The following is a 24,147-nucleotide window of genomic DNA, read 5'->3' on the forward strand; positions in this document are numbered from 1 at the left end:
ATCGCGCCCCCGCCCACTGTAAGAGTGCGTGAAGCCCTGGTCATGGGTCGTATGATGGGATGAACAGACGTTCATTCCAGCTCGTTGCATTGTGCTAAAGAACCGGAAAGACCTCACCGCTCACCCGACCATCTTTACGAGAGTTCCACAATCCTATGCGTCAGATCTTTCTGCTTATCACCTTGCTCGTGCTTACCGGCTGCGCCGGTCGCTCGTTCATCCCTGAACCAACCCTCGCCCCTGCCGGTGAACGCATCAACGTGCAATATCTGCTCCCGCCTTCGCTGACTGAGAGCTACGAAGTGCTCCCCGATCCGGCCCCCTTTGCCGACGATCAGGGTTTTCAGGTCACGCTCCGTCCCCGTGGCGCCACAACCACCATCACTATCGCGGGTGGCAACCCGGCTCGTCCGGTATGGGAACAGCATCAACCGGTCGCCGGCAGCGATCGAGTGAAAGCTACGCTCCTGCGCGGCGCGCAGGGAGTGATGATAACCGATCCCGACTTGATCACCATGGCCTGGGTCGAGCAGGGTGTTCCCTACTTCGTTTCGGTCACCACTGCCGACAACAGAACTGTCCAGATCTTTGTCAATGCGCTGGCCGTCTACGATCTGAGTGGGTGGAAGGATCGCGTTGGGTTGTAACGCGGCCACGACCGGCATTCATCGCCGGTCGTGGGATTGAAGTGGTTCGACCTCAACCGATCATCTGGCGGGCTGTGTGCTGCATCAACTCCCACAATGCCGCTACATCGGCATGCTCAGTTGGTTCGGCGCCAATGCTGATCCGCGCCATCCAGCGTCCCTCAAGGATTGCCGGAGTCAGGTAGGCAGCGCCGCTGGCGTTAATCGCTCCCACCCAGCGCAGTGTATGACGATCCAGCTCTTCACCGGTCAGTCCGGCAGGCTCATGGCGGACGCACACCGTTTGCAGCGGGGTCGGGGCCAGACGGCGCCAGTCTGGCGCGGCATCGATCTGCGCCGCCAGCCAGCGCGCATTGGCCAGATCGCGTCGCAAGCGGGCGCGCAACCCTTCAGCGCCTTCACAGCGCAAGAGAAAATAGAGCTTGAGCGCGCGGAAGCGTCGTCCGAGAGGAATGCCCCAGTCGCGGTAATTGGTCACGGCGCCATCGGCGCTGGTTTGCAGATAGCTGGGATTGGTTGACATAACCCTGATAAGGTGTTGCGGATCGCGCGCGTAGTAGAGCGAGCAGTCGAAGGCTGCGCCCAGCCATTTATGCGGATTGAGCACCAGACTATCGGCCTGTTCGATTCCCTGCCAGAGGTATCGACACTCCGGCAAGATCATGGCTGAACCGGCCATTGCTGCATCAACATGCAGCCAGACTCCCTCGCGCTGGCAGATCGCGCCAATCGGCTCAAGCGGGTCGCATGCGGTTGTAGCGGTGGCGCCAATGCTGGCAACCACCGCGCACGGCACATTTCCGGCGGCCCGGTCGGCGGCAATCGCCGCTTCAAGCGCATCGACGCGCAATGCAAAAGTTTCATCAACCGGGAGCAGGCGCAGGTTATCGCGGCCAAAGCCGGCCAGCAACGCGGCTTTTTCAACCGAGCTATGGCTTTGCGCTGAAGTGTAGACAATCAGTGGTCGCGGGAGCGCCTGCATTCCACCGCGGGTCTGGCTATGGTCACTGGCCCGTTCGCGGGCGCAAAGCAAGGCCACCAGCGTGCTGGTGCTGGCTGTATCTTGAATGACACCGCGCCATACCGCGCTCAGACCCAGTAGTTGGCGCATCCAATCGGTTGTCAGTTCTTCGAGTTCGGTGAGCGGTGGACTGGCCTGCCAGTTCAGGCCGAGTTGACCGAGACCACCGCTCAGCATATCACCCAACAGCGAGGCCAGACTGGCGTTCGCCGGGAAATAGCCAAAGAAGCGCGGATGCTGCCAGTTCGACAGCGCAGGCATGATGATCCGTTCGACATCGGCCAGAATTGCGTCTGGAGGTTCAGGTTGTTCTGGCGGCGTGGCCGGGAACTGACTGCGCACCTCGCCAGGTTGTGCCTGTGACCAGACCGGTCGGTCGGCAATCGAAGCTCGATACTCAGCAATCAGATCAACGACTCGGTAGCCGAGACGACGAAACTCATCGGGATGCATAGAGTTGCTCCATCACGCTAGCAGAATTTTTTGCATGATAGCAGACAAAAAACGATGAGGGGCTGAGCAATGCTCAGCCCCTGTTGGCTCCCCAACCTGGATTCGAACCAGGAACCCGCTGATTAACAGTCAGCTGCTCTACCGTTGAGCTATTGGGGATTGATTTCGGCTGAGAGTATAGCACAGGTTGCCAAAACGTGCAAGTGGGGTGTTAAAGGAAGGTTGAAAGATGGTTTTGCGTTGATCTGAAGCCATAAAAGCCGGATTGACAGGCTTGTTAGAAAAGTGCTAGAAGGGGTTGAAGGTGTCTCTGAATCACATACGAATCGCTTGCTGGAAATGATCTGGCAGTCGGGGCTTGCCGCCGGTAACGGTGTACAGGTGGGCAATCTTCTGACAAACAGCGTCGCAACAGCCTGGAGCAACATCTATATCGTCGCGCATAACAAATGTGCAGTCGCGTCTGCTTGCGACTGCACACTCGTATGGTAAGATACCGGTAATAACTTACTTTACGCTATCGCTCTTGCCGTTATGCTCGGCTTCATAGCGTTCCGCCAGCTCGCGCAGAGCCGTAAACAGCTCGACATCGAGCAGCACTCCCGCCGGGTAACCCTTTTGTGTCACTACAATCGGTTGATGAGTGGCTTGTGAGCGCTTGATTAGCGCCGCAAGCGATGATGCCGCCTTCGAGATGGGCACAACGCCCTGGCGAAGATCGACATTAAGCAAGTTTTTGGTGATGTCGGACATTGAACACTCCATTCTGTCACTGAGAAATCTTTTTGCCTTTGATGCCCTGTTTACGTTCGGTCATGCCAATGCCGAAAAATAATATATATCTACAAACACTGCATGCAGGGCAGAGCAAACCGAATTAAACAGGTATCAGATGTAATATGCCTCTGTGATAGTATAGCGCATTATATAACAAGTTTCAACTCTCAAGCTTAGCATATTTGTTGGGGAATATGGTCAATTCATTAACGCTCAATCATGGCCAACTGATCTTGCCGGTTTTTTTGCCTGATGCAACATTTGGCGCTGTGCGCTCGGTCGATAGCCGCGATCTGGCCGAAGCCGGGATTACTGCACTGGTGATGAACGTCTTTCACCTGATGCAGCGTCCTGGTAGTTCGACGATTGCAGTCCTCGGCGGGTTGCATCGCATGGCAGCCTGGAATGGGCCAATTGTCACCGATAGCGGTGGATTTCAGGCTTACTCTCTGATTCGCAATAATCCAAAACAGGGGCGTATTTCCGACCAGGGTCTGACTTTTCAGCCGGAAGGGGCGGAACGTCGCTTTCAATTGACCCCTGAAAAGAGCATTCAATTGCAGTTGAGTTATGGCGCTGATATTGTCATCTGTCTCGATGATTGCACCCATGTGACCGACTCGCCGACAGAGCAACGTCGCTCGGTTGAGCGAACGATCCGATGGGCGCGACGGTGCCGCGATGAGTTTGATCGGCAATTGGAACGCCAGAAACGTTTCACGCAACCGCCGCTCCTCTTTGCGGTTGTGCAAGGTGGGGGCGATCTGACGCTGCGCGCCGAGTGCGCCGCAGCCCTGCTTGAGATCGGCTTCGATGGCTTCGGTTTCGGGGGATGGCCGCTTGACGATCAGGGCCAGTTGTTGAGCGAGATTCTGGCCTTTACTCGCGCGCAGATCCCGGCCCGCTTCCCCATGCATGCGCTTGGCGTCGGTCATCCGGTTAGCGTAGTGACCTGCGCCCGGATGGGCTATGACATTTTCGATAGCGCCCTGCCAACCCGTGATGCCCGGCAGGGCAGATTGCTGGCCTTTACTGCCGATCCGCAACGGCCCGGGTTTCAGTTAGCCGGTGACTGGTTTACCTATGTCTATCTGCCTGATCGCAAACACATCAAAGCCGACACCACAATTTCACCCGGTTGTACCTGCTTCACCTGTCGTCACTATAGCCTGGGTTATCTGCATCACCTGCACAAGCTTGGTGAGACATTAGCGTTGCGGCTGGCAACTATCCACAATCTGCACTTCATGGCGCGGGTGATGGATCTCATCCGCCGTGAACGGGAGACGCTGCATGACCACTCCACGCGAGACAAAGCTGGCCGAACTGATGGCAATCGTGCAGGCGAGCGCCCGCTATCGTTCGATTGATCCGCGCCTGATCGAGCGAGTAGGGCGTGAGGCGTTGCAACGGTATCCGTCGTTGAAAGCAGCCGTAAAGGCTACCAAGACGGCGTTGCACCAGATGATCGGGGCGTATGACGGGCGCGCGCTACCCTACTCGCAGTGGCTTGAACAATTGCGGCAAGCGCCAGATATGGCAGCGCGCGCAGCGGTCTGTCGTCGCCTGATGGCCGAACATGCCTCGACTCGCGAACGGTTGCCTGCGCTGACTGACCTTTATCCGGCCTGTTTTGGCGCGCAGCCGCCGCAGCGCGTGCTCGATCTTGGCTGTGGCCTCAACCCACTGGCGATCCCATGGATGAATTTGCCGCCCCACGCCTGCTACATCGCTTGCGACATTGACACAGCGCTCTGCGCGTTTCTCAATGCGGCAATCCCCTTGTTAGGCGTTCATGGTGAGGCCGGTATTTGCGATCTGACCGCCAGTCTGCCGCCGGTGGTCGCCGATGTTGCGCTGGCGCTCAAGGTTGTGCCCTTGCTCGAACAACAACGCCGTGGCGCTGGCGCCGATCTGCTTCGCGCAATTCAGGCGCCGCGCCTGATCGTTTCATTTCCAACCCGCAGTCTGGGTGGGCGAAATGTCGGTATGGCGACAACTTATCGCGGCTATATGACTGCGCTCGCCGCCGCTGAAGGCTGGTCGCCGCAAGTCATTGAATTGCCGAATGAGCTGGTGTTTGTGATTGATCGCAACGTTTGATGGTTCAGGTGCGCCGTAACGGTTGCGCAAATGTCGGCGCCATGCTCCATCATTCCGCCACTATATCCCCTCGCGCTGACGAATGTAAGCCAGTAAATTGCGGCAGGCCGTCTCGATGAGATGGTACACCTCATCGAAGCGTCCATTGTAGTAGGGATCGGGCACTTCATCGACACCCAATTCTGGCGCAAAGCTGAGCAACAACTTTGCCCGTTCGCGGGCTTTAGGGTGGAATCGGCTCAGATCGGCCAGGTTTTCGCGATCCATTACCAGAATGTAATCGAACCGGTCAATGTCGGTAGCGCGTACCTGCCGCGCCTGCATGCCGGCAGTCGAGATATTGCGGCTTGCCAGCACGCGCTGCGTTCCCCAATGTGGCGGTTCGCCGACGTGCCAGCCGCCAGTGCCGGCTGAGTCGATCTCGAACCGCTCGCTGAGACCAGCCTGGTTGACCAGATGGCGAAAGACTGCTTCCGCCATTGGCGAACGACAGATATTTCCCATACAGACAAAGAGCACGCGAATGTTACGTTGCATACCTTCCTCTAGTTCGTGTGTAAGCCTTGCTATCGATGCCACGATGATTTGTGTGAACCGTTGCAGCGGATTTGATCTTCAGCCCTGCTCTCTGGCCAATGCAGCGATAACGGCATCAGCTACCTGATCGATCCGGCGCAAGTGACGAAACTGAGCGGCCAGCGGCCCGATCACCAGCAGCGGCGCCGGCGCCGTCGTATGACCGGTTGTGTCCGCCTGTTCGATATTGCCATGATCTGACGTAATCAGCAAGCTGTCACCGGGACGGCGCGCGCTCAACCAGCCGGCAAGCAAACCATCGATGCGGGAAAGCGCTATGCCTGCGCCGGTTGGTCCGAGGCGGCCATGGCCGGCAAGATCGGGCAAAAAACTTTCAAAGAAGACCAGATCGTAGTCAGCCGCCATACGTGCCAGTCGTTCGCCCGCCAGTTGGGGCGTGATCGGCGGAATAGTTGCCGCAGCCGGATCGCGCGCGGACAGACCCTCGCCGGTAATATCCCAGCTCAGCGCTTGCCCGACGCGCAGATCGTGCAGATCGCGCAAGCGGAGACCGGCGCCTTCAGCCGCAATCACGCTCGCCGAGCGCCGTAACCGTCGCGTTGCCAGCGCCTGCCAATAGCCTTCGGTGAAGACATTCGCGAAGGCAACCCGTTTTCCTTGCAACTGCGCTCGCCGAAAGATCGACTGTTCGGCCAGCAGTGGACGCAACGCCACCGGTGGGAAGTGAGGCTGGTGGCGTCCGTGCAAAGCCGGCGCATTAACGCCAGCCAGCAGCGCCACGTGGTTGGTGCCACTTTGCGGCAACCCCTCTACGCCGAGGCATGTATCAAGCGACGCCAGAAGCAACTCGTCGCGATAGCCGATCTGCTCGCTAGTCAGCGGCCCGCCTAATAGCGACTGTACCGCTGGCATCGGCGTATGGGCCAGCGGATTGGTACGGGTAGCCGGCGCTAAGCCAATACCATCGAGAAAGACAAATATCAACGTCATACAGCAACTGCTCTTCGTTATCGGGCAAATACCTGTTATCTAGCTTGTGAAAATGTTGACAGGTTCATCATCATCGCCTATAATTGCCAGCATTGTAAAACACGTTTCGCTTTCCGCGACGGTCGCACTCCACAGACTGAAACGGTTACGACGGCCCAGGAGCACTTGCTATCAGGCGGAGCTGGTGGCTCGCGCTGACGCGGCATCCTGTTTGCAGCGTGGGTTATGCGCATTTAAGAGGTGTTATTGGGCGCTTGCAAAAGTTCTTTCCGGCGCCGCAGCGGAAGCTGAAACGAAACGAAATCTCTTTTGAGGAGGCTTTGTAGCATGTCTGTCCAGCCCGACCCTGTGACCCGGCAGAATGAGGAAGATCTGGATTGGACCCAATTGCTCGATGAGTATGATTATGCCCGCCCCCAGCGTGGTGAATTGCGTGAAGGTCTAATCATGCACATCGAAGAGAGCGGGGTTCTGGTCTCGATTGGCACTAAGCGGGAAGGTATCATTCCGGCTAACGATTTGCGCCAAATGGGCGAGAATTTTATCAATTCGCTGAAGGTTGGCGATACGGTTCAGGTTTACGTGCAAGAGCCGGAGAACCGCGATGGTGACCTGATCCTCTCGCTTACGATGGTGCAGGTGGCGAAGGACTGGGAAGTTGCCGAACAGCTCTTCCACGATGGCGGCATCACCCGCTGCAAGGTGATCGGCTTCAACAAAGGCGGTTTGCTGGTGCAGTTCAACCGCATTCGCGGCTTTGTGCCGGCGTCGCAGGTGGCGCAATTGCACGGGCGCACCGCTGCTGATGAGCGGCAGCAGGCCTTGCAAAAGATGGTAAATCAGGAGATTCCGCTCAAAGTGATTGAGGTTGATCGCGAGCGCAATCGACTGGTGCTCTCAGAGCGGGCAGCCACCCAAGAGTGGCGCAAGGCGCAGAAGCAGCGCTTGCTTACTGAGTTGCAGCCGGGCGATGTTCTGGTTGGTCGCGTGAATCAGCTTACCAACTTCGGCGCATTCATCGATTTGGGTGGCGCCGATGGGCTGGCTCACATTTCCGAACTGAGCTGGCAGCGGGTTAATCATCCGCGTGAAGTGCTCCAACCCGGCCAGGAAGTCAAGGTGGTGGTGGTTGAGATTGACCGCGAGCGCGAGCGGATCGGCCTTTCCATCCGCCAGTTGCAGAACAATCCCTGGGAAACGATCGATCAGCGCTACACACTTGGCCAACTGGTGACCGGCCCGGTAACGAATGTCACTCCATTCGGCGCCTTCGTGCAGGTGGAAGAGGCGGTTGAGGGCTTGATCCACGCCAGTGAACTTGATGCTGACCCACAGGCGCAGCCGCGCGATGTTTTGCAGCCTGGTCAGATTGTGACAGCGCGTGTCATTAGCCTCGATCGGCAACGCCAGCGCATGGGCTTGTCGTTGCGCCGGATGAACGATAACGAGCCGTCTGCTCCTGTCGCTGAAACCGAGGTCGATCAGCCTGCACAAGCGTAATTGCCTGCGAATGTTCGGCCTTCTTCTGCATCTTCTGAACCGGCATGGATCGCTTTCCGTGCCGGTTTTGTCGTATGATAGGAATGGCATGGCAGTTGCAGGCTAACGAGGAGGTGGGCATGCGGTTTCTTTCAGCGGCTGATGTCAGGCAGGCCGCGCCGATGGCCGCAGCAATTGATGCGGTTGCGCAGGCGTTTGGCATGCTATCGCGTGGTGAAGCTGATATTCCCCTTCGCACCGCGATTGCAACCCCAATCTATCAGGCGACAACCTTCTTTATGCCTGGTCGTCTCGGCGGTGAGACACCGGCTCTCGGTCTGAAAACCGTCTCAGTCTTCCCCCAAAATATCTATCGCGCCGAACCAACCATCTACGCCCTGGTGACATTGTTTGATCCGACCAGCGGGCGACCGCTGGCTGTGCTTGATGGGACGTATCTCACTGCATTACGCACCGGCGCCGCTTCTGGTGTGGCTACCCGGTTGCTGGCCCGCGCCGATGCGCGCGTGCTGGTTGTGTTCGGCGCCGGCGCGCAGGCGTTGCCACAGATTCAGGCTGTGCTGGTAGCGCGACCAACGATTAATAATCTCTGGATCGTAAATCGCACTCGCGACCGGGCCGCTCTGCTGGCCGCGCAGGTGCGCAGTGAAGGGTTTCGCGGCGATATTCGCATTGCTACCGATCCGACTGTGCCGCTGGCCGAAGCCGATGTGGTATGCACGGCCACGAGCAGCCCTACCCCTCTCTTCGCCGCCGAACTGGTGCGGCCAGGAACGCATATCAATGCCATTGGCGCTTATCGGCCTGATATGGCAGAGATTCCGCCGGCCCTGGTGGCGCAGAGCCGGGTCTTCGTCGATCAACGCCACGCTGCCTGGGCCGAAGCTGGCGATCTGATCCAGGCTCGCGCTGCCGGTCTCATCGATGAACAGCACATTGCCGGTGAGCTGGGTGAGCTGGTCAATGGCGCTGTGCCTGGTCGCGCCACCAATGATGAGATTACCCTTTTCAAGTCGGTTGGCAATGCCGCGCAAGATCTGGCTGTCGCTGCGCTGGTCTTACAGCGGGCAACTGAAGCAGGTCTCGGCGCGGAAGTTACACTCTGAGTTTTGTCATCAGTCGAAACGGCATTATTCATCAAAATGTCACGCCTGTCGCGTACAACGATGATCAAACCGCGATGGATAGTGCCTCTATCCACGGTCACGTCAAGGAGAAGCTATCGTGAAAAACATTTGTGTCGTCGGTACCGGCTACGTTGGTTTGACAACCGGCGTGTGCTTCGCCGATCTCGGCCACTCAGTTACCTGCATCGAAATCGATCTGCACAAGCTTGAATTGCTCCGCAGTGGCAAATCCCCGATCTTTGAACCGGGTCTCGAAGAGGTGCAAGAACGAAATATGCGCGCCGGACGGTTGCGCTTTACCGATGATTATGCGGTCGGCATTCCTGAGGCCGAATTTATCTTCATTACAGTTGGCACGCCGATGGGCGAAGACGGCGCTGCCGATCTGACCTATGTCAAGGCTGCGGCGCGCAGTATTGGTAAATATCTGCGCTCAGGATCGATTATTATCGACAAGAGCACTGTGCCGGTTGGCACCGGCGATATGGTTGAAAACATTATTGCCGAACACGTCGGCCCTGACGTGAAGTTTGATGTGGTCTCGAATCCCGAATTTCTGCGCGAAGGCAGCGCGTTGAGCGATTTCTTCAAGCCTGACCGAATTGTGTTGGGGGCCAAGAATCGCGAAGCGGCCCAGCGCGTGGCCGCGCTGCACGAAACCCTCGGTGCGCCGATCATCATCACCGATCTGCGCACTGCTGAGATGATCAAGTACGCTTCCAACGCCTTCCTGGCTACCCGCATTTCGTTCATCAATGAGATTGCCCAGATTTGTGAGCGACTCGGCGCCGATGTGCGCGAGGTCGCGCGGGGCATGGGTGCCGATAAGCGCATTGGTCCTCACTTTCTGGAGGCCGGCGTTGGTTACGGTGGCTCCTGTTTCCCGAAGGATGTGCTGGCCCTCTACCATATGGCTGCGTCAGCCGGCTGTCATCCTCAACTGCTTCAGGCCGTGATGGATATTAACAGCGATGCGCGCAAGCGGTTTGTGAAGAAGGTCGAGACTGTGCTAGGCGATCTCACCGGTCGCTTGATCGGTGTGCTCGGTCTGTCGTTTAAGCCAAACACTGATGATATGCGCGAAGCACCGAGCGTTGATATTATCAATGCTTTGTTGAAGAAGGGAGCGCGCGTCAAAGCGTATGACCCGGTGGCAATGCCACGAGCTGAAGAGTTACTGCCGACAGTAACCTTCACTGCAACCGCTTATGATGTCGCCAAAGATGCCGATGCGCTCTTGCTGGTGACTGAATGGAATGAGTTTAAGCAGTTGGACTGGCAACGGATCAAGCGCTATATGCGTCAGCCGGTTGTGATCGATGGCCGTAATCTGTACGATCCGCGCGAGATGCGTAGCCTCGGCTTTATTTACTGGGGTGTCGGGCGCGGCGAAGCGCCGGTGCCAATCGCGGAAGAGGCTGCGAATATTGGCGATTAGACTGCTGTCGATTGGGATCGTCGTATTGCGCAGACAGGAAAACGTTAACCCGCTGCGACATCGACGCTTACCGTTACGTTTACGCTCGTCGTAACTGCATGGCGTGATTTTGAGGAACAGCGACGCACATCGCGCGTCGCTGTTTGCTTTGCTGCGAAATTCCCAATGCTTTGCGGCGAAGCTGACAAATAGCGTTACAATAGGCTATGGGTTCCGGTTCAGATACGATGTGAGGAGGCTCATAATGAGCGAAAACCGCCGCAGTCGCTTGATTACCGAAGGGCCGCAGCGCTCACCCAACCGGGCAATGTTGCGCGCTGTTGGTTTCGGCGACGACGATTTTACCAAGCCGATCGTAGGAGTTGCCAACGCTCACAGCACACTGACGCCGTGCAATTCCGGGTTAGGCGCGCTTGCTGCGCGCGCCGAAGCTGCTATCCGCGCAGTTGGTGGCATGCCGCAAGTCTTTGGCACGATTACCGTCAGTGACGGGATCTCGATGGGCACGGAAGGCATGAAGTATTCCCTGGTCAGCCGGGAAGTAATTGCCGATTCCATCGAAACGGTTGTCAATGCCCAGCGTATGGACGGTATCCTTGCGGTGGGAGGCTGCGACAAGAATATGCCCGGCGCGCTGATCGCGATGGCGCGTCTCGATATTCCGGCGATCTTCGTCTACGGCGGTACGATCAAGCCTGGTCATTACAAAGGGCGCGATTTAACCATCGTCAGCGCCTTCGAGGCGGTTGGCGAGTATAGCGCGGGCCGGATCGATGAGCACGAATTGCTTGAGATCGAGCGACATGCGTGTCCTGGCGCCGGTTCGTGTGGCGGCATGTATACTGCCAACACGATGTCATCGGCTATTGAAGCGTTAGGGCTGAGCCTGCCCGGCTCGTCAACGATGGCCGCTGAAGATGAAGAGAAAGCGATCAGCGCTGCGCGTTCGGGCGAGGTGTTGGTCGAGGCCATTCGCGCCAATCGCACTGCGCGTCAGATGCTGACACGCAAGTCGTTCGAGAATGCGATTGCGGTAGTTATGGCGCTGGGCGGTTCAACGAACGCCGTCCTGCATTTGCTGGCTATTGCCCATGCTGCCGAAGTGCCGCTGACCATCGATGATTTTGAGACCATCCGCCAGCGCGTGCCGGTGCTCTGTGACCTGAAACCGTCGGGCCGCTATGTGGCCACAGATTTGCATCGCGTTGGTGGCGTTCCGCAGGTGATGAAGATGCTGCTGAATGCCGGCTTGATCCACGGCGATTGTATGACGATCACCGGTCAGACGATTGCCGAGGTGCTGGCCGATGTGCCTGACCAGCCACCGGCCAATCAAGACGTAATTCGCCCCTTCGAGCAGCCGCTTTACCCGCAAGGGCATCTGGCAATTCTGCGCGGCAATCTGGCTGAAGAGGGTTGCGTAGCCAAGATCACCGGAATCAAGCAACGCCGGATCACCGGCCCGGCTCGCGTCTTCGATGCTGAAGAGGAGTGTCTGGAGGCAATCTTGAGCGGTAAGATCAAGGCTGGCGATGTGGTAGTCATCCGCTACGAAGGCCCGAAGGGTGGTCCTGGAATGCGCGAGATGCTGGCGCCAACCTCGGCGATTATCGGCGCCGGTCTCGGTGATAGCGTCGGTCTGATCACGGATGGTCGCTTCTCGGGCGGTACGTATGGCCTGGTTGTCGGCCATGTGGCGCCAGAAGCGGCAGTTGGCGGTACCATTGCGCTGGTGGAAGAGGGTGATAGCATCACGATTGATGCCGATGCCCGGCTTTTGCAGCTCAACGTCTCTGATGAAGAGCTGGCCCGCCGCCGCGCTGCCTGGCAACCACGTCCGCCGCGCTACAATCGCGGCGTGCTGGCCAAGTACGCGAAACTGGTTTCGTCGGCCAGTCTGGGGGCAGTGACCGATCGATTTGCCGAATAGAGCGGCCATGTCGCTGCTGCTCCCACTCGATGCGTCGGAGCAGCAGGAAAACCGCAAACGCGGTTGACGAACGACAGAAACTTTGAGTGGGTCGCAGCGCTGCTGCGACCCGTCTTGTGCGTAGAAGCGCATCTCAGACAGCCGGGCCACGAAGGTGGCCCGGCGATCTGTCGTTATCAGTCCTTACCAGTCATCTTTGGCTGGCTCGGCTACCTGCACCTCGATGCTGGCCTGAGCCGGGTCGATCTGTTCGGGCAGATGTTCTCGCAGCAATCGTTCCAGCAGCGCCTGATCACTCTCGATTGGCACGGGTGTCTTGCTCGTATCGTAAATGACAATCACCTGTGGTCTGGCGCTGTCTGATTGCGCGGTCAGCTTCTTCAGTTCATTCAGTAGTTGCACAACGACAAGTGAGAAGCTTGCCAGTGGCAGCAAAGATTGAGCTACGGTAGACGCTGTGACGAGCCATTGATAGACTTCGCCGCTGCGTAACGCGATGTACGCCGGTTTTATCTCCTGCTGCTGACTGCGTAAACCGTCAATGACCTGACGGGCGACCTGATTAACCAGCGCCGGGCTGGCGCCATCCGTCTCTGCCGGACGAAAGCTGATAAGGATTCCTGTCTGAGTCATGGCAGACACCTCTTCGAAAACTCGTCACTGCTTCACCGGTCACACTGCGATCTCCAGCCATTGGGCTTCCGCGCAGGCACGTACACCCCACCCCAGTCGTCCGGTAGGTCGCACAATTGCGTACTGATTGTCAATCCAGATCACGAGACTGAGCGGGCCGCGCGGCGAGGGACCGCGTAACGCAACGGCGCCATCGACCAGCAGCTCACTTTCGTTCGGCTCCCAGCGGATCTCGTAGTCGTGCCATTGGGTAAGGTCAACATCAATGATTGCCTCGGCGACACCGGTGGCGCGTTGAATATACGGCCATAGCCACCGGTAGAAGGCAGGAATGTTGAGTAATGGCACGATCAGCGGCGCTACGCTCAACCAGCGCAGCGCCGCCGGCTTGCCGGTATCGACCATAGCTGCCTTCCAGCCGTATCCCGGCACATCCATCGCCAGTCGCATATCGTGTGGAGGGGCGCCGAAAAAGAACCAGACTGCTCGCGGCATCTGCGGTGGCCTGGCCCAGGGATAGCTCCACAGACCGAACCCGGCTGTGCCGATCAAGCGGTCGGCAGGATGCGAGAAGCGGGCTTGGAAGCGCAACGTCATTGGGGGAACCAGCGCTCGCGCTCTGCCGGGTCGCCGCCCGAAGTCGTCGAGCTGAGCGTTACGGTAGCGATTGGCCGGTCCGGGTGGACGGATGAGACGCAGGCCAGTCGCCGCGCGAATGATCCCCGCGCCGCCACTGCATCGTGGTTGTAGACATAATTCTTTCATGCTGGCCAGTTGTAGACTCTGTCCGGGCATACGGTTGGTTATCCTGGCGCCACAGTCATACTGGCATCGAAATGGCTCTGGTGAATTCGAATACTACTGTGTGGATGACATTGTATGTGATGCAGCATGCTGGTGTCAATGGCGAGTGCTGGTCGTCGTATTGACTGCCGATAACGCGCTACTGATTGCATCGGCCAGGCGTAATCGCTCTTGCCGCTAACAACGGTAGCCTGTGTCTGATGACACAGGCTACCGTCAGCGGTGAAATTCTCGTCAGCCGATGCTTTTATACCGTTGCCTTCACGATCCCCACGGTCACCATTCCATCGCCGAACTCATCAGTTTCGGTGTAGGCATCAGCAGGCGGGTTACCTACTGTTAACTCAACCGACAAGGTTTCCGAGCTAATGTAATCGCGGTACCTGGCTAAGGTTGCTGTCAGCAGCCCGGTCTCATCTGCGCTGTTGAGGAAGAGGTGGATGCGGTCGCTGATGGCAAGACCGGCGCTCTTGCGCGCATCTTGCACGTAGCGCACCAGATCGCGCGCTGCCCCCTCCAGTCGTAGTTCCTCGGTGACGGTTGTGTTGAGCGCAACCAGCATGCCGTCGGCTTCAGCCACTGCATACCCTTCAGGAGCGCTGCTTTCAACCAGAACCTCATCAGGCAGCAACTCCACATCTTGCCCATCAACCGGCAGGCGTAGCGGTTGACCGGCTTCCACGGCCTGCGCTGCCGCTCGCGCGGCAGCGCCGCTCAGATCGCGCAGCGCTGCGGTCAATGCCGGTACCAGCTTGCCAAATTTTTTGCCAACCAGGCGCAAATTCGGTTTCAGGCGATACTCGACGACAGTGCTGCTGGCATCGAGATAGCGGACTGCTTTGACATTCAGCTCATCACGTAGCTCGGCCTCGAAGCGACGCACACCGTTGAGTACAGACGTAGTGCTGGCTCGCAACCACAGTTCGCTCAGAGGCTGTCGCACCTTGAGATTGGCCTGCTTCCGCGCAGCGCGACCCAACGACACGGCGGTCAGCAGCGCTTCGGTGTCGGCAACCAGTTGCGGGTCGAGCAATGTTTGATCAACCTGCGGCCAGCGCGCGAGATGGACGCTCTCCGGCGCGGAGGGATCGCGCTCGGCGACCAGGTTGCGGTACATCACCTCGCTGACGAACGGAGTAAACGGCGCTGCCAGTTTAGCGACCGTCACCAGACAGGTGTAAAGCGTTTGATAAGCGGCCTCTTTATCGGCGTCACCTTCGCTCTTCCAGAAGCGTCGGCGATTGCGCCGCACGTACCAGTTCGACAGTTCATCAACGAAGTGCTCGATAGCGTTAGCCGCCGTGTAGACATCGTAGTCCTCAAAGGCTGCGGTTACCTGCTGCACAAGCTGGTTGAGGGCAGCCAGTGCCCAGCGGTCGATTGGTTGCAATTCGGCGGTGCGCCCATTATTGGGCTGCCACTGATCGAGATTGGCGTAAGTCACGAAGAAGGCATACGTATTCCAGAGCGTGAGCAAGAATTTGCGCATGCTCTCGCTGACCAGCGCCATACTGAAGCGACGGGCATTGCCGGGCGGCGCCGCAGTGAACAGGTACCAGCGCAACGCATCGACACCGTAGGCGCTAATGACCTCTTCCGGCTCGATCACGTTGCCCTTACTCTTGCTCATCTTGATGCCGTGTTCATCGAGAATGTGTCCCAAACAGATCACATTCTTGAACGCTGGCCGGTCAAAGAGCAGTGTGCTCACAGCGTGCAGGGTGTAAAACCAGCCGCGCGTCTGATCTACCGCCTCACAGATGTAATCGGCGGGATGGGCCATCTCGAAAATCTCGCGATGTTCAAACGGGTAGTGCCACTGCGCGACCGGCATCGAGCCGCTATCAAACCAGCAATCGGCCACATCGGGAATGCGGCGCATCAGGCCATGTTGTGGATCTTCCCAGACAACTTCATCGATATAGGGCCGATGCAGATCGAGATCGCGCAGCGAGCGGCCAACCTTCGCTTCCAGCTCGGCCAGCGAGCCGATGCAGACCATGTGCGATCCGTCGGCGTTCGTCCAGATTGGGATCGGCGTGCCCCAGTAGCGTTCGCGACTGATCGCCCAGTCGATATTGTTTTCGAGCCAGTTACCGAACCGTCCGTCGCGGATATGTTCGGGCACCCAGTGAATTTGCTGATTGTTGGCGACCAGATCGGCTTTGAAGGCAGTAGTGCGAATATACCACGAGCGTTTGGCGTAATAGAGCAACGGAGTGCCACACCGCCAGCAGAAGGGGTAGTAGTGGCGCACTCGTCCACTGCGCAAGAGCAGGCCCCGCGCTTTGAGATTGCGGGTGATGTCAGGATCGGCCTCTTTGAAGAACTTACCGGCAAAGCCGAGTTCACTAAACTGAGGCAGCACCTTGCCATCGAGACCGACTGAAAAGAGGGTCGGCAGGCCGTGCTTGCGCCCAACTTCGAGGTCGCCATACGCCGGCGCGATATGAACAATACCGGTACCATCATCGAGGCTAACGATCTCATCGGCGATCACGCGGTAGGTCGTCTCCCAATCAACTGTATCGCCGTCGCCGGGCACTCCCCGGAAGAGCGGCTCGTAGCGCAGGCCGACCAGATCGTTGCCGCGGAAGTGTCGCAACACAGTAAAGCTATCGGCGGGCAAGACACTCTGCGCCAGTGCCGCTGCCATCACCAGCCGCTCGCCCTGATGCTCAACTTCAACGTATTCGGCGTCGTGCTTGACCGCCAGGGCAACGTTGGCCGGCAATGTCCAGGGGGTCGTTGTCCAGGCGACCAGAAACGCGCCATTGAGCGTGCCATCGACTGCCGGTGGTGGCGTGGTGAAACCGGTCACACGGAACTTGACATAGACACTCGGATCATCAACATCATCGCGAGCGCCGAGGCTCACTTCGTGGTCGCTGAGGCTGGTGCCGCAGCGCGGACAATGCATCGTCACCTTATAATCACGGAAGAGCAAGCCGCGATCCCACAGTTGGCGGAAGATCCACCAGGTTGACTCGATGTAATCATTCTCGTAGGTGATGTAAGCATCTTCGCTCAACCAGAAGGCGATGCGCTTGGTAAAAGCCTTCCACTCTTGAATGTACTCCCAAACACTTTCACGGCAGAGACGGTTAAACTCGGCGATCCCGAAGCGCTCGATGTCAGGTTTACCGCTGAAACCGAGCTTCTTCTCGATCTCGATCTCAACCGGCAAGCCATGGGTATCCCAACCTTCGCGACGACCAATGATGCGATACCCCTGCATCGAGCGATAGCGCAGGATCACATCTTTGAAGCTCCGCGAGATGGTATGGTGGAGACCAGGGCGACCGTTGGCAGTTGGCGGGCCTTCGTAAAAGACAAACGGCTTCTCGCCGGAAGCCAGCGCCTTGGCGACGATATTGTTGGCGTCCCACCACGCCAGCACTTCTTCTTCCAGTTGAGGAAACTTGACATTTGGGTCAACCGATTTAAACATGCAACCTCCGTGCGCACTCGATCAAAAAACCCCGTCCCCAAAAGGGGACGAGGCCGATAAACCCCGCGGTACCACCCCGATTCGACGGCGCTACGATGCAAGCGCTCATCGCACTCTGCAAGCGTCTACCAACGCTCTGCCCTGATAACGGTGGGCGATCCGGGCGCAGCTACTACGCAAGGCATACAGCCAGGCGGTTCACCTGCCGGCTCAGGGGTGATTTTCACTGCCACCGGTTCCACCCGGCTTCCACCGCCCCGGGCTCGCTGGCGGGCAAGCGGCAGTTACTCGTCCCCGTCATCGCCGTTAGATGACAGTATACGCCGGGAATATGGTTGCGTCAAGGTAGGGGTGAGGCGGGACGGAATTCAGTGTGGTGATCGTTCATCCAGGCAGCGTTGATACTTACTCGGATTTGCCGAAAACAGCGAAGCGACCCGAATGGGCCGCTTCGCTGAAAGGGGATAGGGGGCAGTGAGCTAATGGCTATGTGCCGCTTCCAGCTCTTTCTTGTGCGCCTCGACGATCTGGTTCACGAGATGCGGTGGCACCTCCTCGTAACCGGCGAAGCTGATCGAGAACCGACCGCGACCCTGCGTCATTCCGCGCAGATCGGTGGCGTAACGCTGAATTTCGGCCAATGGCGCCTGGGCATGAATCACCGTCTTGCCGTTGCCGTAGGGCATCATTCCCTGAACTCGACCGCGGCGAGTGCTCATATCGCTCATAATATCGCCGGCATACTGGTCGGGCACGATAATCTCCATGTTGTAGATCGGTTCGAGAATAATCACACCGGCCTTTTGGGCTGCGAGACGGAACGCCTCTTTTGCCGCTGTCTTAAAGGCGATCTCTTTCGAGTCAACCGGATGCTCTTTACCATCGAAGACAGCAGCGCGCACATCAACGACCGGGTTGCCAGAGATGATACCCTCTTCCATTGCCTCGCGAATACCCTTCTCGATTGCCGGCATAAACCCGCGCGAGATAACGCCGCCGACGATCTCATTAACGAACTCGAGCGGGTCGGCGCGGTTTGGATCGGGGGGCAAAGGCTCGACGCGCAGGGCAACATCGGCAAACTGACCGGCGCCACCGGTTTGCTTCTTGTGGCGGTACTGCGCCGTCGCAATGCTGCGAATCGTCTCGCGATAGGGGATGCGCGGCAATTCGAGGTCAATGTTCACATCGAACTTACGCTTCATCCGCTCGGCGATAATTTGCAGATGAGTCTCGCTGAGGCCGCTGAGCAATGCTTCACCCGTGCGGGCATCGCGCGAGACCTGGAGCGATGGATCTTCTTCGATCATACGGCTCAAAGCCGAGCTAAGCTTGTCGAGGTCGGCGCGGCTGCGCGGTTTGACGGTCGCGATGAAGGCTGGAGCCGGAAACTCAATCGGGCTAAGTTTCAACGGGCGCGACGACAGACAGAGTGTATCGTTCGTTTGCGTCTCACCGAGCTTTGTGAGCAAACCAATATCGCCCGGCCCAACCGCCTCGACTTCAATCTGCTCTTTGCCGCGCACAATATAGACGTGAGCGATCCGATCCTCTTTGCGGGTACGGGCATTCATCAGCGTCATGCCGGCGCGCACTTCACCTGCAAAGACCCGGAAGTAGCTCAGCTTGCCGTAAGTGTCAGATACGGTCTTAAACACCAGCGCCGCGAGCGGCTCATTGCGATCGGGGCGCAATTCGATGTCTGTTTCGGTATTAAGATCGATAGCCGTCGTCGTCTTGCGTCCGGCGGAGGGAATCGAGTCGATAATTCCGTTGAGAAGCTGGGCAATCCCCACCACTTCAGTTGCTGAGCCGCAGAAGACCGGCACGATCGAGCCGTCGGCAATCCCGGTGCGCAGGCCGAGCAACAATTCTTCGCGGGTCAGCGCATCTTCACCGCCTTCCAGGTAGCGTTCAATCAGGTGATCGTTGGTTGCAGCGATTTTATCAATCAGGGCTGTGCGCCACTCGTGCATCAGTGCATCGAGCTCTGCCGGCACATCAGCCTCGATATAGCCACCATCGTGTTTCGGGCTGGTCAACCATGCCCGTTGCTGACGCAGCGAGATGATACCCTTGAAATCTTTTCCTGACCCAATTGGAATCTGAAGTGGGATGACCGCAGCGTCGAGCACTTCGCGGGCCTGTTCGATCACGCGGTAGAAGTTAGCATTTTCGCGGTCAAGTTTATTGACGAACAGTATGCGGGGCACGCGGTGTTGTACCGCCATCTCCCAGAAGAGTTCTGTGCCGACCTCAACGCCGGCGCTGGCGTCGAGCACAAGTACCGCGCCATCGATCACGCGCATTGCTGCCGCAGCCTCGCCGGCAAAATCGGCTGCGCCGGGCACGTCGATTAGATTGATCTTGTCGCCATTCCATTCCAGGGGCAAAACGCTCAGCGAAATAGACATCCCGCGTCGGTGCTCGTCGGGGTCGTAGTCACTCGTGGTTGACCCGTCCTCGACGCGCCCCATCCGCGGGATGGCGTGGGCGGTCATCAGCATTGCCTCGGCCAGCGTTGTCTTCCCGCTGCCGAGGTGACCGAATATGCCGATGTTGTGAATCCTTTCCGGTTCGAACGCTCGCATGGCTGTCCTCCTTGACGCAAGCCCGCGCCCGATGGGCGTGTGCTGGAAAGGAAATAAAAAGAAATATTGTTAAGAACAGATTATCAGGATGCAGGGGTTGCGTCAATAGTTGAACCCGCAACACAACTTTTGCACAGGCAATTCAAAGGGTGACCGGGGAAAAACAGGTAGTCTTGTTGACCTGTCAAAGGGTGACAGGGAAAGACCGGCGGTCTTGTTGACCTGCTATCGAGAGACACAGCCAAACAGGGCGAGGAAAAGATCCCTCGCCCACTCATTTTGGCAACCTGTGCTACGCCTTAATCAGCCCTTTTCTTTGGGGCGGATGACCAGTACCGGCGTAGGCGCGACCTGCACCACCTTTTGGGTAACGCTACCAAAGACCCAGCGACTGATACCGCTACGCCCATGAGTGGCAATGACGATCAGGTCAACGTCATGGTTTTCGGCGTACTCGATAATCGCTTCGGCGGGCGGTAATGCGCTAATCTCGGTATGCACCTGATAACCCTCACTCTGGAACTGTTTGGCAACCTGCTGGAGATACTCGAGCGCCTCTTGTTCCATGGTTGAGATGGTATCGGCGGTCGTCGCCAGCATACCGCTATAATCGACACTGGTTGTAAAAATCGGTGGCACAGCGCGCAGCAACGTGATCTTGACCGTGCCTTCATTGGCGGCCAGCGCGTGAACATGGGGTAGAACTTGCTCAGCCAGCGCCGAGCCGTCAAGCGGAACGAGAATATGGCGGTACATCGCAACCTCCTTGTTGCTTCACTACGGCGTGTTTACGGTCCCGTATCATCGAGCGGACGCGGATTCCAGCGTCGGTGACCTTCAATCACCTGCGCCAGACTGCCATCGGCGTTGAGCAGGAGGCGAAGCGAACGACGCAGGTCACAACTTGGCACAGTGCAGACCGAAGGATCGGCCATATCATACGGGCATTCACCGACATTCTGGCAACGGGCCACCGAGACGGCATAGCGCGGACTACCCGGTGGCCCGTCGAGCGTGCGCAGGATTAGCGGCGCATATTGCAAATCCGGCGCAATCGCGCGTAGATGCGCGCGCGCGCGGGCAATCATCGGATGTGGCGGTCGTTTTGGTCGTGCCATAGCCTGGCCTTCCCAGCTAGAATCTTGCTTCCAGCAGTGATACTATGTACACAGTATCACAAATTCTGTCTGTGAGAGGCCAATAGCTCACAACCGTGTGTGAAGATTTTTGGACTAATGTTCAATTGTTGAGATACCGGTCTTTCTCTCTAAGGCGTAATTGCAGTAGAGGGTAGTAAATCTGATTATAGCAAAATCCATGGGTTTGGCGCAGATAAGGGGGATGTATGTACAAGGAATTTCGTGAATTTATCAGCCGAGGGAATGTCCTGGATCTGGCCGTTGGCGTCATTATCGGAGCGGCATTTACAGCCATCATCAATGCATTGGTCAACGATATTATCAACCCGATCATCGGCTTGCTGTTTGGCGGGCGGGCCGATTTCAGTAACTATTTTCTTCCGCTGGCCGGTCAGACTGCAACCACGCTGGCCGAGGCGCAGGCAGCCGGGCCGGTACTGGCGTATGGTTCATTCCTGACAGCCGTGATCAATTTCTTGCTGGTTTCTTTTCTACTCTTCCTGATAATGCGCGCCGCCAATCGTATGCTGACCAGGCCGGTTGAGCCGGCAACGCCGCCTGCGCCAACGCCGAGCGAGCAGTTACTGACCGAGATTCGCGATCTACTGGCCCGGCGATGGTCGTCTGAATAAGGCCGGTGATGTTTTATCAGCAATACATCTCAGAGGGCGCATTGCAATGCGCCCTCATCTAACCGATCTGATCACACTGCGCGTTCTAGAACGAAATTGCCCGATCGCCTAACGCTGTGCCCGGCCAAATCCTGATGCCATGTTCGAGGCGGTTTTCCTGCCCGATCCGACACTCGTCGCTAATGATAGCGCCATCAACAATGTGTGAGCGCTCGCCGATGCGGTTACCGGTACCCAAAACACAATTGCGGAGTGTCACGCCCTCCTCGATCACGTTGTGATCCCACATCACTACGCCTTCGACCTGACATTCTGGGCCAATCTCGCACTGCGCTCCGATCACGGTGGGGCCAACAATACGGGAACCACGACCGATTCGAGTGCCGTGACCGAGCACGACCGGCCCAACGATCTGGGCGCTGGAATGAATCTCAGCTTCGCCTTCGATCCAGATCCGTTCACCGACCTGCTGGCCCCGGAAATGGTACTGTACTTTGCCGATCAGAATATCGTGGTGAACATCTAAATAGGTTTGTGGTTTGCCAATATCGGTCCAGTAGGCGCGGGAAGGAAACCCGTACATCGGGTCGCCGGTCTGCAACACCACCGGGAAGAGACCACGCTCAAACATGTAGAACTGGTCAGGTGGCACGTAGCGGAAAATCTCCGGCTCGATCAGGTACGTGCCGGCATTGACGAGATTGGTGGTAATGTCTTCAAGGCGTGGTTTTTCCAGGAAGCGGCGGACGCGACCATCGCGGTCGGTTTCCACCAGGCCAAACTGAGTGGGATCATCGACCGGCGTGAGCGAGATGGTTACCTTACTGCCTCGTTCGCGGTGAAAATCCAGCATCGCCTGAAGGTCAAGATCGGTCATCACATCGCCGTTGAAGACAAAGGTGGTGCCATCAAGCAGATGCTCAACGTGCTTCACAGCGCCGGCGGTGCCGCGTGGTTCCGGTTCTTCGACGATGTGCAGGCGCATTCCCAGCCGCGAGCCGTCGCCGAGCGCGCTGCGGAAGCGGTCGGCCAGGTATTGCACAGCCAGAATGACCTCGTTAATACCGTAATCGCGCAGCCGGAGCAACATCCACTCGATGAACGGTTGATTGACCAGCGGCAGCATTGGCTTAGGCGTGCGGCAGGTGAGTGGGCGCAATCGCGTGCCCTGGCCGCCTACAAGAATAACAGCTTTCATAGCGATACTTCAGTGATCACAGTTGTAAACGAGCGACTCCGGTAAGAATGAGCTTAGTATAGCACTCGCAGACCACAATGCGCTTACGAGGCGCTAACGGATAGGTGACGATTTTCTCAGCCAGCGGCGTATGCTTCGGCCTGCACTCGTTGCCGCCAATAACTCAAAATATCGCGCAGTGTTTCAGGCAGGGTATAGCGAGGTTGCCAGCCAGTGCGAGCGCGCAGGCGGCTGGCGTCACACACCACCAGGGGAATATCGATCGGGCGCATCAATTCGGGGTTGAGACGCACCTCCACCGGCGCCGTACATTCAGCCAGCAACATATCAAGCAGTTCGCGCACCATCACCGCTCGACCTGAACCGACATTGTAAACGGCGCCACTCTCGCCATGTTCGGCCAGCAAAGCGTATGCCGCCACTACGTCGCGCACATCAGAAAAATCGCGCTGAGCTGCCAGATTTCCAACCTGAACAACCGGTGGTTGCAGACCGAGTTCAATGCGGGCAATCTGGCGCGCAAAGGCTGCGGTCACGAATCGCTCGTTCTGGCGCGGGCCGATGTGCGTGAAAGGACGAACCCGCACCAGATCGAGGCCGTGACTGTAGTGATATTGGAGAGCCAGTAAACTCTGCGCAGCTTTGCTCACCCCATACGGGCTGGTTGGACGCAGCGGTGTGTCTTCGTCGATCGGCAAGTCTTCCGGCTCGATTTTGCCGTATTCTTCGTTGGTGCCGACTACCAGCACGCGCGTTGACAGCCGGTATTCGATCAAGGCGAGAAAGATATGCAATGCGCCCAGGGTATTGGCAGCCAGGGTTCCCGCCGGATCGCGGAACGACTCGGGCACGAAGGGTTGACCGGCGAGATGGAAGATAACGTTGGGCCGTACCTTCACGATTGCCCGCGCCGTTGCCTCGGCATCGGCCAGGTCGGCCTGCACTAACTGGACATTGCCGACCAGTTCAGGCAGGGCGAGGGTCGCAGATCGTGATAGTCCCCATACTTCCCAACGTCCATCGGCCAGCAAATATTCGGCAAGGTGGCCGCCAACAAAGCCATTAATTCCGGTGATGAGAACCCGCATAGTGGTAAACGCTGCATTTGCCTCGATGCGATGGGATTACATCGCGTTTGATTGTGCATTTCATTGACAGTGATTGTGCAACATGCTA

20 protein-coding genes and 1 tRNA gene are annotated in these 24,147 nt (G+C 57.7%); 8 read left to right on the forward strand and 13 right to left on the reverse strand.

Going from position 1 to position 24,147, the window contains the following annotated elements; all coding sequences use genetic code 11:
• Positions 1 to 155 precede the first annotated feature (155 nt).
• Positions 156 to 647 (forward strand): hypothetical protein, encoded by a 492-nt coding sequence (locus Q0650_RS01605; protein WP_298815195.1) that lies wholly within the window; start codon positions 156 to 158, stop codon positions 645 to 647.
• 52 nt (positions 648 to 699) lie between these two features.
• Here the strand turns inward: Q0650_RS01605 and Q0650_RS01610 are convergent, their stop codons facing one another.
• The 3 genes from Q0650_RS01610 to Q0650_RS01620 all read right to left on the reverse strand — a co-directional run bounded on the left by Q0650_RS01610 (position 700) and on the right by Q0650_RS01620 (position 2,874).
• A complete protein-coding gene (locus tag Q0650_RS01610; protein WP_298815198.1) occupies positions 700 to 2,121 on the reverse strand; it encodes an aminotransferase class V-fold PLP-dependent enzyme in 1,422 nt (473 codons plus the stop codon).
• 84 nt (positions 2,122 to 2,205) lie between these two features.
• Positions 2,206 to 2,280 (reverse strand) — tRNA-Asn (locus Q0650_RS01615).
• Between the two features lie 348 nt (positions 2,281 to 2,628).
• Complete coding sequence (locus tag Q0650_RS01620; RefSeq protein WP_298815201.1) at positions 2,629 to 2,874, reverse strand: type II toxin-antitoxin system Phd/YefM family antitoxin; 246 nt, start codon at positions 2,872 to 2,874, stop codon at positions 2,629 to 2,631.
• 218 nt (positions 2,875 to 3,092) lie between these two features.
• Between Q0650_RS01620 and Q0650_RS01625 the strand changes: the two genes are divergently transcribed.
• A complete protein-coding gene (locus Q0650_RS01625) occupies positions 3,093 to 4,268 on the forward strand; it encodes a tRNA guanosine(34) transglycosylase Tgt (protein WP_298815204.1) in 1,176 nt (391 codons plus the stop codon).
• Complete coding sequence (locus tag Q0650_RS01630) at positions 4,192 to 5,001, forward strand: 16S rRNA methyltransferase (protein ID WP_298815207.1); 810 nt, start codon at positions 4,192 to 4,194, stop codon at positions 4,999 to 5,001. The genes Q0650_RS01625 and Q0650_RS01630 overlap by 77 nt, the downstream gene beginning before the upstream one ends.
• 60 nt (positions 5,002 to 5,061) lie before the next feature.
• Here Q0650_RS01630 and Q0650_RS01635 read toward each other — a convergent pair whose 3' ends face one another.
• A complete protein-coding gene (locus Q0650_RS01635; protein ID WP_298815210.1) occupies positions 5,062 to 5,538 on the reverse strand; it encodes a low molecular weight protein-tyrosine-phosphatase in 477 nt (158 codons plus the stop codon).
• A gap of 78 nt (positions 5,539 to 5,616) precedes the next feature.
• Positions 5,617 to 6,528 carry a metalloenzyme gene (locus tag Q0650_RS01640; protein ID WP_298815213.1) on the reverse strand — a complete coding sequence of 304 codons (912 nt, stop codon included), beginning with the start codon at positions 6,526 to 6,528 and terminating at the stop codon, positions 5,617 to 5,619.
• Between the two features lie 327 nt (positions 6,529 to 6,855).
• Between Q0650_RS01640 and Q0650_RS01645 the strand changes: the two genes are divergently transcribed.
• The 4 genes from Q0650_RS01645 to ilvD all read left to right on the forward strand — a co-directional run bounded on the left by Q0650_RS01645 (position 6,856) and on the right by ilvD (position 12,523).
• On the forward strand, positions 6,856 to 8,028 hold the full coding sequence (locus Q0650_RS01645; RefSeq protein WP_298815215.1) for a 30S ribosomal protein S1: 1,173 nt from the start codon (positions 6,856 to 6,858) through the stop codon (positions 8,026 to 8,028).
• A gap of 119 nt (positions 8,029 to 8,147) precedes the next feature.
• Positions 8,148 to 9,134 (forward strand): ornithine cyclodeaminase family protein, encoded by a 987-nt coding sequence (locus Q0650_RS01650; RefSeq protein WP_298815218.1) that lies wholly within the window; start codon positions 8,148 to 8,150, stop codon positions 9,132 to 9,134.
• A gap of 118 nt (positions 9,135 to 9,252) precedes the next feature.
• Complete coding sequence (locus Q0650_RS01655; protein WP_298815221.1) at positions 9,253 to 10,593, forward strand: UDP-glucose/GDP-mannose dehydrogenase family protein; 1,341 nt, start codon at positions 9,253 to 9,255, stop codon at positions 10,591 to 10,593.
• A 244-nt stretch (positions 10,594 to 10,837) separates the two neighbouring features.
• Positions 10,838 to 12,523 carry a dihydroxy-acid dehydratase gene (gene ilvD, locus Q0650_RS01660; RefSeq protein ID WP_298815223.1) on the forward strand — a complete coding sequence of 562 codons (1,686 nt, stop codon included), beginning with the start codon at positions 10,838 to 10,840 and terminating at the stop codon, positions 12,521 to 12,523.
• Positions 12,524 to 12,706: 183 nt separating this feature from the next.
• Here the strand turns inward: ilvD and Q0650_RS01665 are convergent, their stop codons facing one another.
• The 6 genes from Q0650_RS01665 to Q0650_RS01690 all read right to left on the reverse strand — a co-directional run bounded on the left by Q0650_RS01665 (position 12,707) and on the right by Q0650_RS01690 (position 21,120).
• Positions 12,707 to 13,156 carry a hypothetical protein gene (locus tag Q0650_RS01665; protein WP_298815225.1) on the reverse strand — a complete coding sequence of 150 codons (450 nt, stop codon included), beginning with the start codon at positions 13,154 to 13,156 and terminating at the stop codon, positions 12,707 to 12,709.
• Positions 13,157 to 13,195: 39 nt separating this feature from the next.
• Positions 13,196 to 13,951 (reverse strand): hypothetical protein, encoded by a 756-nt coding sequence (locus Q0650_RS01670; protein ID WP_298815227.1) that lies wholly within the window; start codon positions 13,949 to 13,951, stop codon positions 13,196 to 13,198.
• 256 nt (positions 13,952 to 14,207) lie between these two features.
• Positions 14,208 to 17,411 carry an isoleucine--tRNA ligase gene (gene ileS, locus Q0650_RS01675; RefSeq protein WP_298815230.1) on the reverse strand — a complete coding sequence of 1,068 codons (3,204 nt, stop codon included), beginning with the start codon at positions 17,409 to 17,411 and terminating at the stop codon, positions 14,208 to 14,210.
• A gap of 479 nt (positions 17,412 to 17,890) precedes the next feature.
• Entirely contained in the window at positions 17,891 to 20,002 is a 2,112-nt protein-coding gene (fusA, locus tag Q0650_RS01680; protein ID WP_298815233.1) for an elongation factor G, read from the reverse strand.
• Positions 20,003 to 20,305: 303 nt separating this feature from the next.
• Positions 20,306 to 20,758, reverse strand: coding sequence for a universal stress protein (locus Q0650_RS01685; protein ID WP_298815235.1), 453 nt, complete (start codon positions 20,756 to 20,758; stop codon positions 20,306 to 20,308).
• A 32-nt stretch (positions 20,759 to 20,790) separates the two neighbouring features.
• Positions 20,791 to 21,120 (reverse strand): hypothetical protein, encoded by a 330-nt coding sequence (locus tag Q0650_RS01690; RefSeq protein ID WP_298815239.1) that lies wholly within the window; start codon positions 21,118 to 21,120, stop codon positions 20,791 to 20,793.
• 227 nt (positions 21,121 to 21,347) lie between these two features.
• Between Q0650_RS01690 and mscL the strand changes: the two genes are divergently transcribed.
• The gene (gene mscL, locus Q0650_RS01695) at positions 21,348 to 21,773 is read left to right on the forward strand and encodes a large conductance mechanosensitive channel protein MscL (RefSeq protein ID WP_298815241.1); all 426 of its coding nucleotides are present in this window, start codon (positions 21,348 to 21,350) and stop codon (positions 21,771 to 21,773) included.
• An 85-nt stretch (positions 21,774 to 21,858) separates the two neighbouring features.
• On the opposite strand, the gene Q0650_RS01700 is transcribed toward mscL, so the two are convergent.
• On the reverse strand, positions 21,859 to 22,971 hold the full coding sequence (locus Q0650_RS01700) for an NDP-sugar synthase (RefSeq protein ID WP_298815244.1): 1,113 nt from the start codon (positions 22,969 to 22,971) through the stop codon (positions 21,859 to 21,861).
• A gap of 116 nt (positions 22,972 to 23,087) precedes the next feature.
• Positions 23,088 to 24,059 (reverse strand): GDP-mannose 4,6-dehydratase, encoded by a 972-nt coding sequence (locus tag Q0650_RS01705; protein WP_298815247.1) that lies wholly within the window; start codon positions 24,057 to 24,059, stop codon positions 23,088 to 23,090.
• Positions 24,060 to 24,147: the final 88 nt, after the last annotated feature.

The organism is uncultured Chloroflexus sp., assembly GCF_937129525.1.
Taxonomy (GTDB): Bacteria; Chloroflexota; Chloroflexia; order Chloroflexales; family Chloroflexaceae; genus Chloroflexus.

Excerpts from the sequence above, each read along its gene's own strand:
- Q0650_RS01605 (WP_298815195.1), top strand. The coding sequence starts at position 156 with ATGCGTCAGATCTTTCTGCTTATCACCTTGCTCGTGCTTACCGGCTGC.
- Q0650_RS01610 (WP_298815198.1), bottom strand. The coding sequence starts at position 2,121 with ATGCATCCCGATGAGTTTCGTCGTCTCGGCTACCGAGTCGTTGATCTG.
- Q0650_RS01620 (WP_298815201.1), bottom strand. The coding sequence starts at position 2,874 with ATGTCCGACATCACCAAAAACTTGCTTAATGTCGATCTTCGCCAGGGC.
- Q0650_RS01625 (WP_298815204.1), top strand. The coding sequence starts at position 3,093 with ATGGTCAATTCATTAACGCTCAATCATGGCCAACTGATCTTGCCGGTT.
- Q0650_RS01630 (WP_298815207.1), top strand. The coding sequence starts at position 4,192 with ATGACCACTCCACGCGAGACAAAGCTGGCCGAACTGATGGCAATCGTG.
- Q0650_RS01635 (WP_298815210.1), bottom strand. The coding sequence starts at position 5,538 with ATGCAACGTAACATTCGCGTGCTCTTTGTCTGTATGGGAAATATCTGT.
- Q0650_RS01640 (WP_298815213.1), bottom strand. The coding sequence starts at position 6,528 with ATGACGTTGATATTTGTCTTTCTCGATGGTATTGGCTTAGCGCCGGCT.
- Q0650_RS01645 (WP_298815215.1), top strand. The coding sequence starts at position 6,856 with ATGTCTGTCCAGCCCGACCCTGTGACCCGGCAGAATGAGGAAGATCTG.
- Q0650_RS01650 (WP_298815218.1), top strand. The coding sequence starts at position 8,148 with ATGCGGTTTCTTTCAGCGGCTGATGTCAGGCAGGCCGCGCCGATGGCC.
- ilvD (WP_298815223.1), top strand. The coding sequence starts at position 10,838 with ATGAGCGAAAACCGCCGCAGTCGCTTGATTACCGAAGGGCCGCAGCGC.
- Q0650_RS01665 (WP_298815225.1), bottom strand. The coding sequence starts at position 13,156 with ATGACTCAGACAGGAATCCTTATCAGCTTTCGTCCGGCAGAGACGGAT.
- Q0650_RS01670 (WP_298815227.1), bottom strand. The coding sequence starts at position 13,951 with ATGCCCGGACAGAGTCTACAACTGGCCAGCATGAAAGAATTATGTCTA.
- ileS (WP_298815230.1), bottom strand. The coding sequence starts at position 17,411 with ATGTTTAAATCGGTTGACCCAAATGTCAAGTTTCCTCAACTGGAAGAA.
- fusA (WP_298815233.1), bottom strand. The coding sequence starts at position 20,002 with ATGCGAGCGTTCGAACCGGAAAGGATTCACAACATCGGCATATTCGGT.
- Q0650_RS01685 (WP_298815235.1), bottom strand. The coding sequence starts at position 20,758 with ATGTACCGCCATATTCTCGTTCCGCTTGACGGCTCGGCGCTGGCTGAG.
- Q0650_RS01690 (WP_298815239.1), bottom strand. The coding sequence starts at position 21,120 with ATGGCACGACCAAAACGACCGCCACATCCGATGATTGCCCGCGCGCGC.
- mscL (WP_298815241.1), top strand. The coding sequence starts at position 21,348 with ATGTACAAGGAATTTCGTGAATTTATCAGCCGAGGGAATGTCCTGGAT.
- Q0650_RS01700 (WP_298815244.1), bottom strand. The coding sequence starts at position 22,971 with ATGAAAGCTGTTATTCTTGTAGGCGGCCAGGGCACGCGATTGCGCCCA.
- Q0650_RS01705 (WP_298815247.1), bottom strand. The coding sequence starts at position 24,059 with ATGCGGGTTCTCATCACCGGAATTAATGGCTTTGTTGGCGGCCACCTT.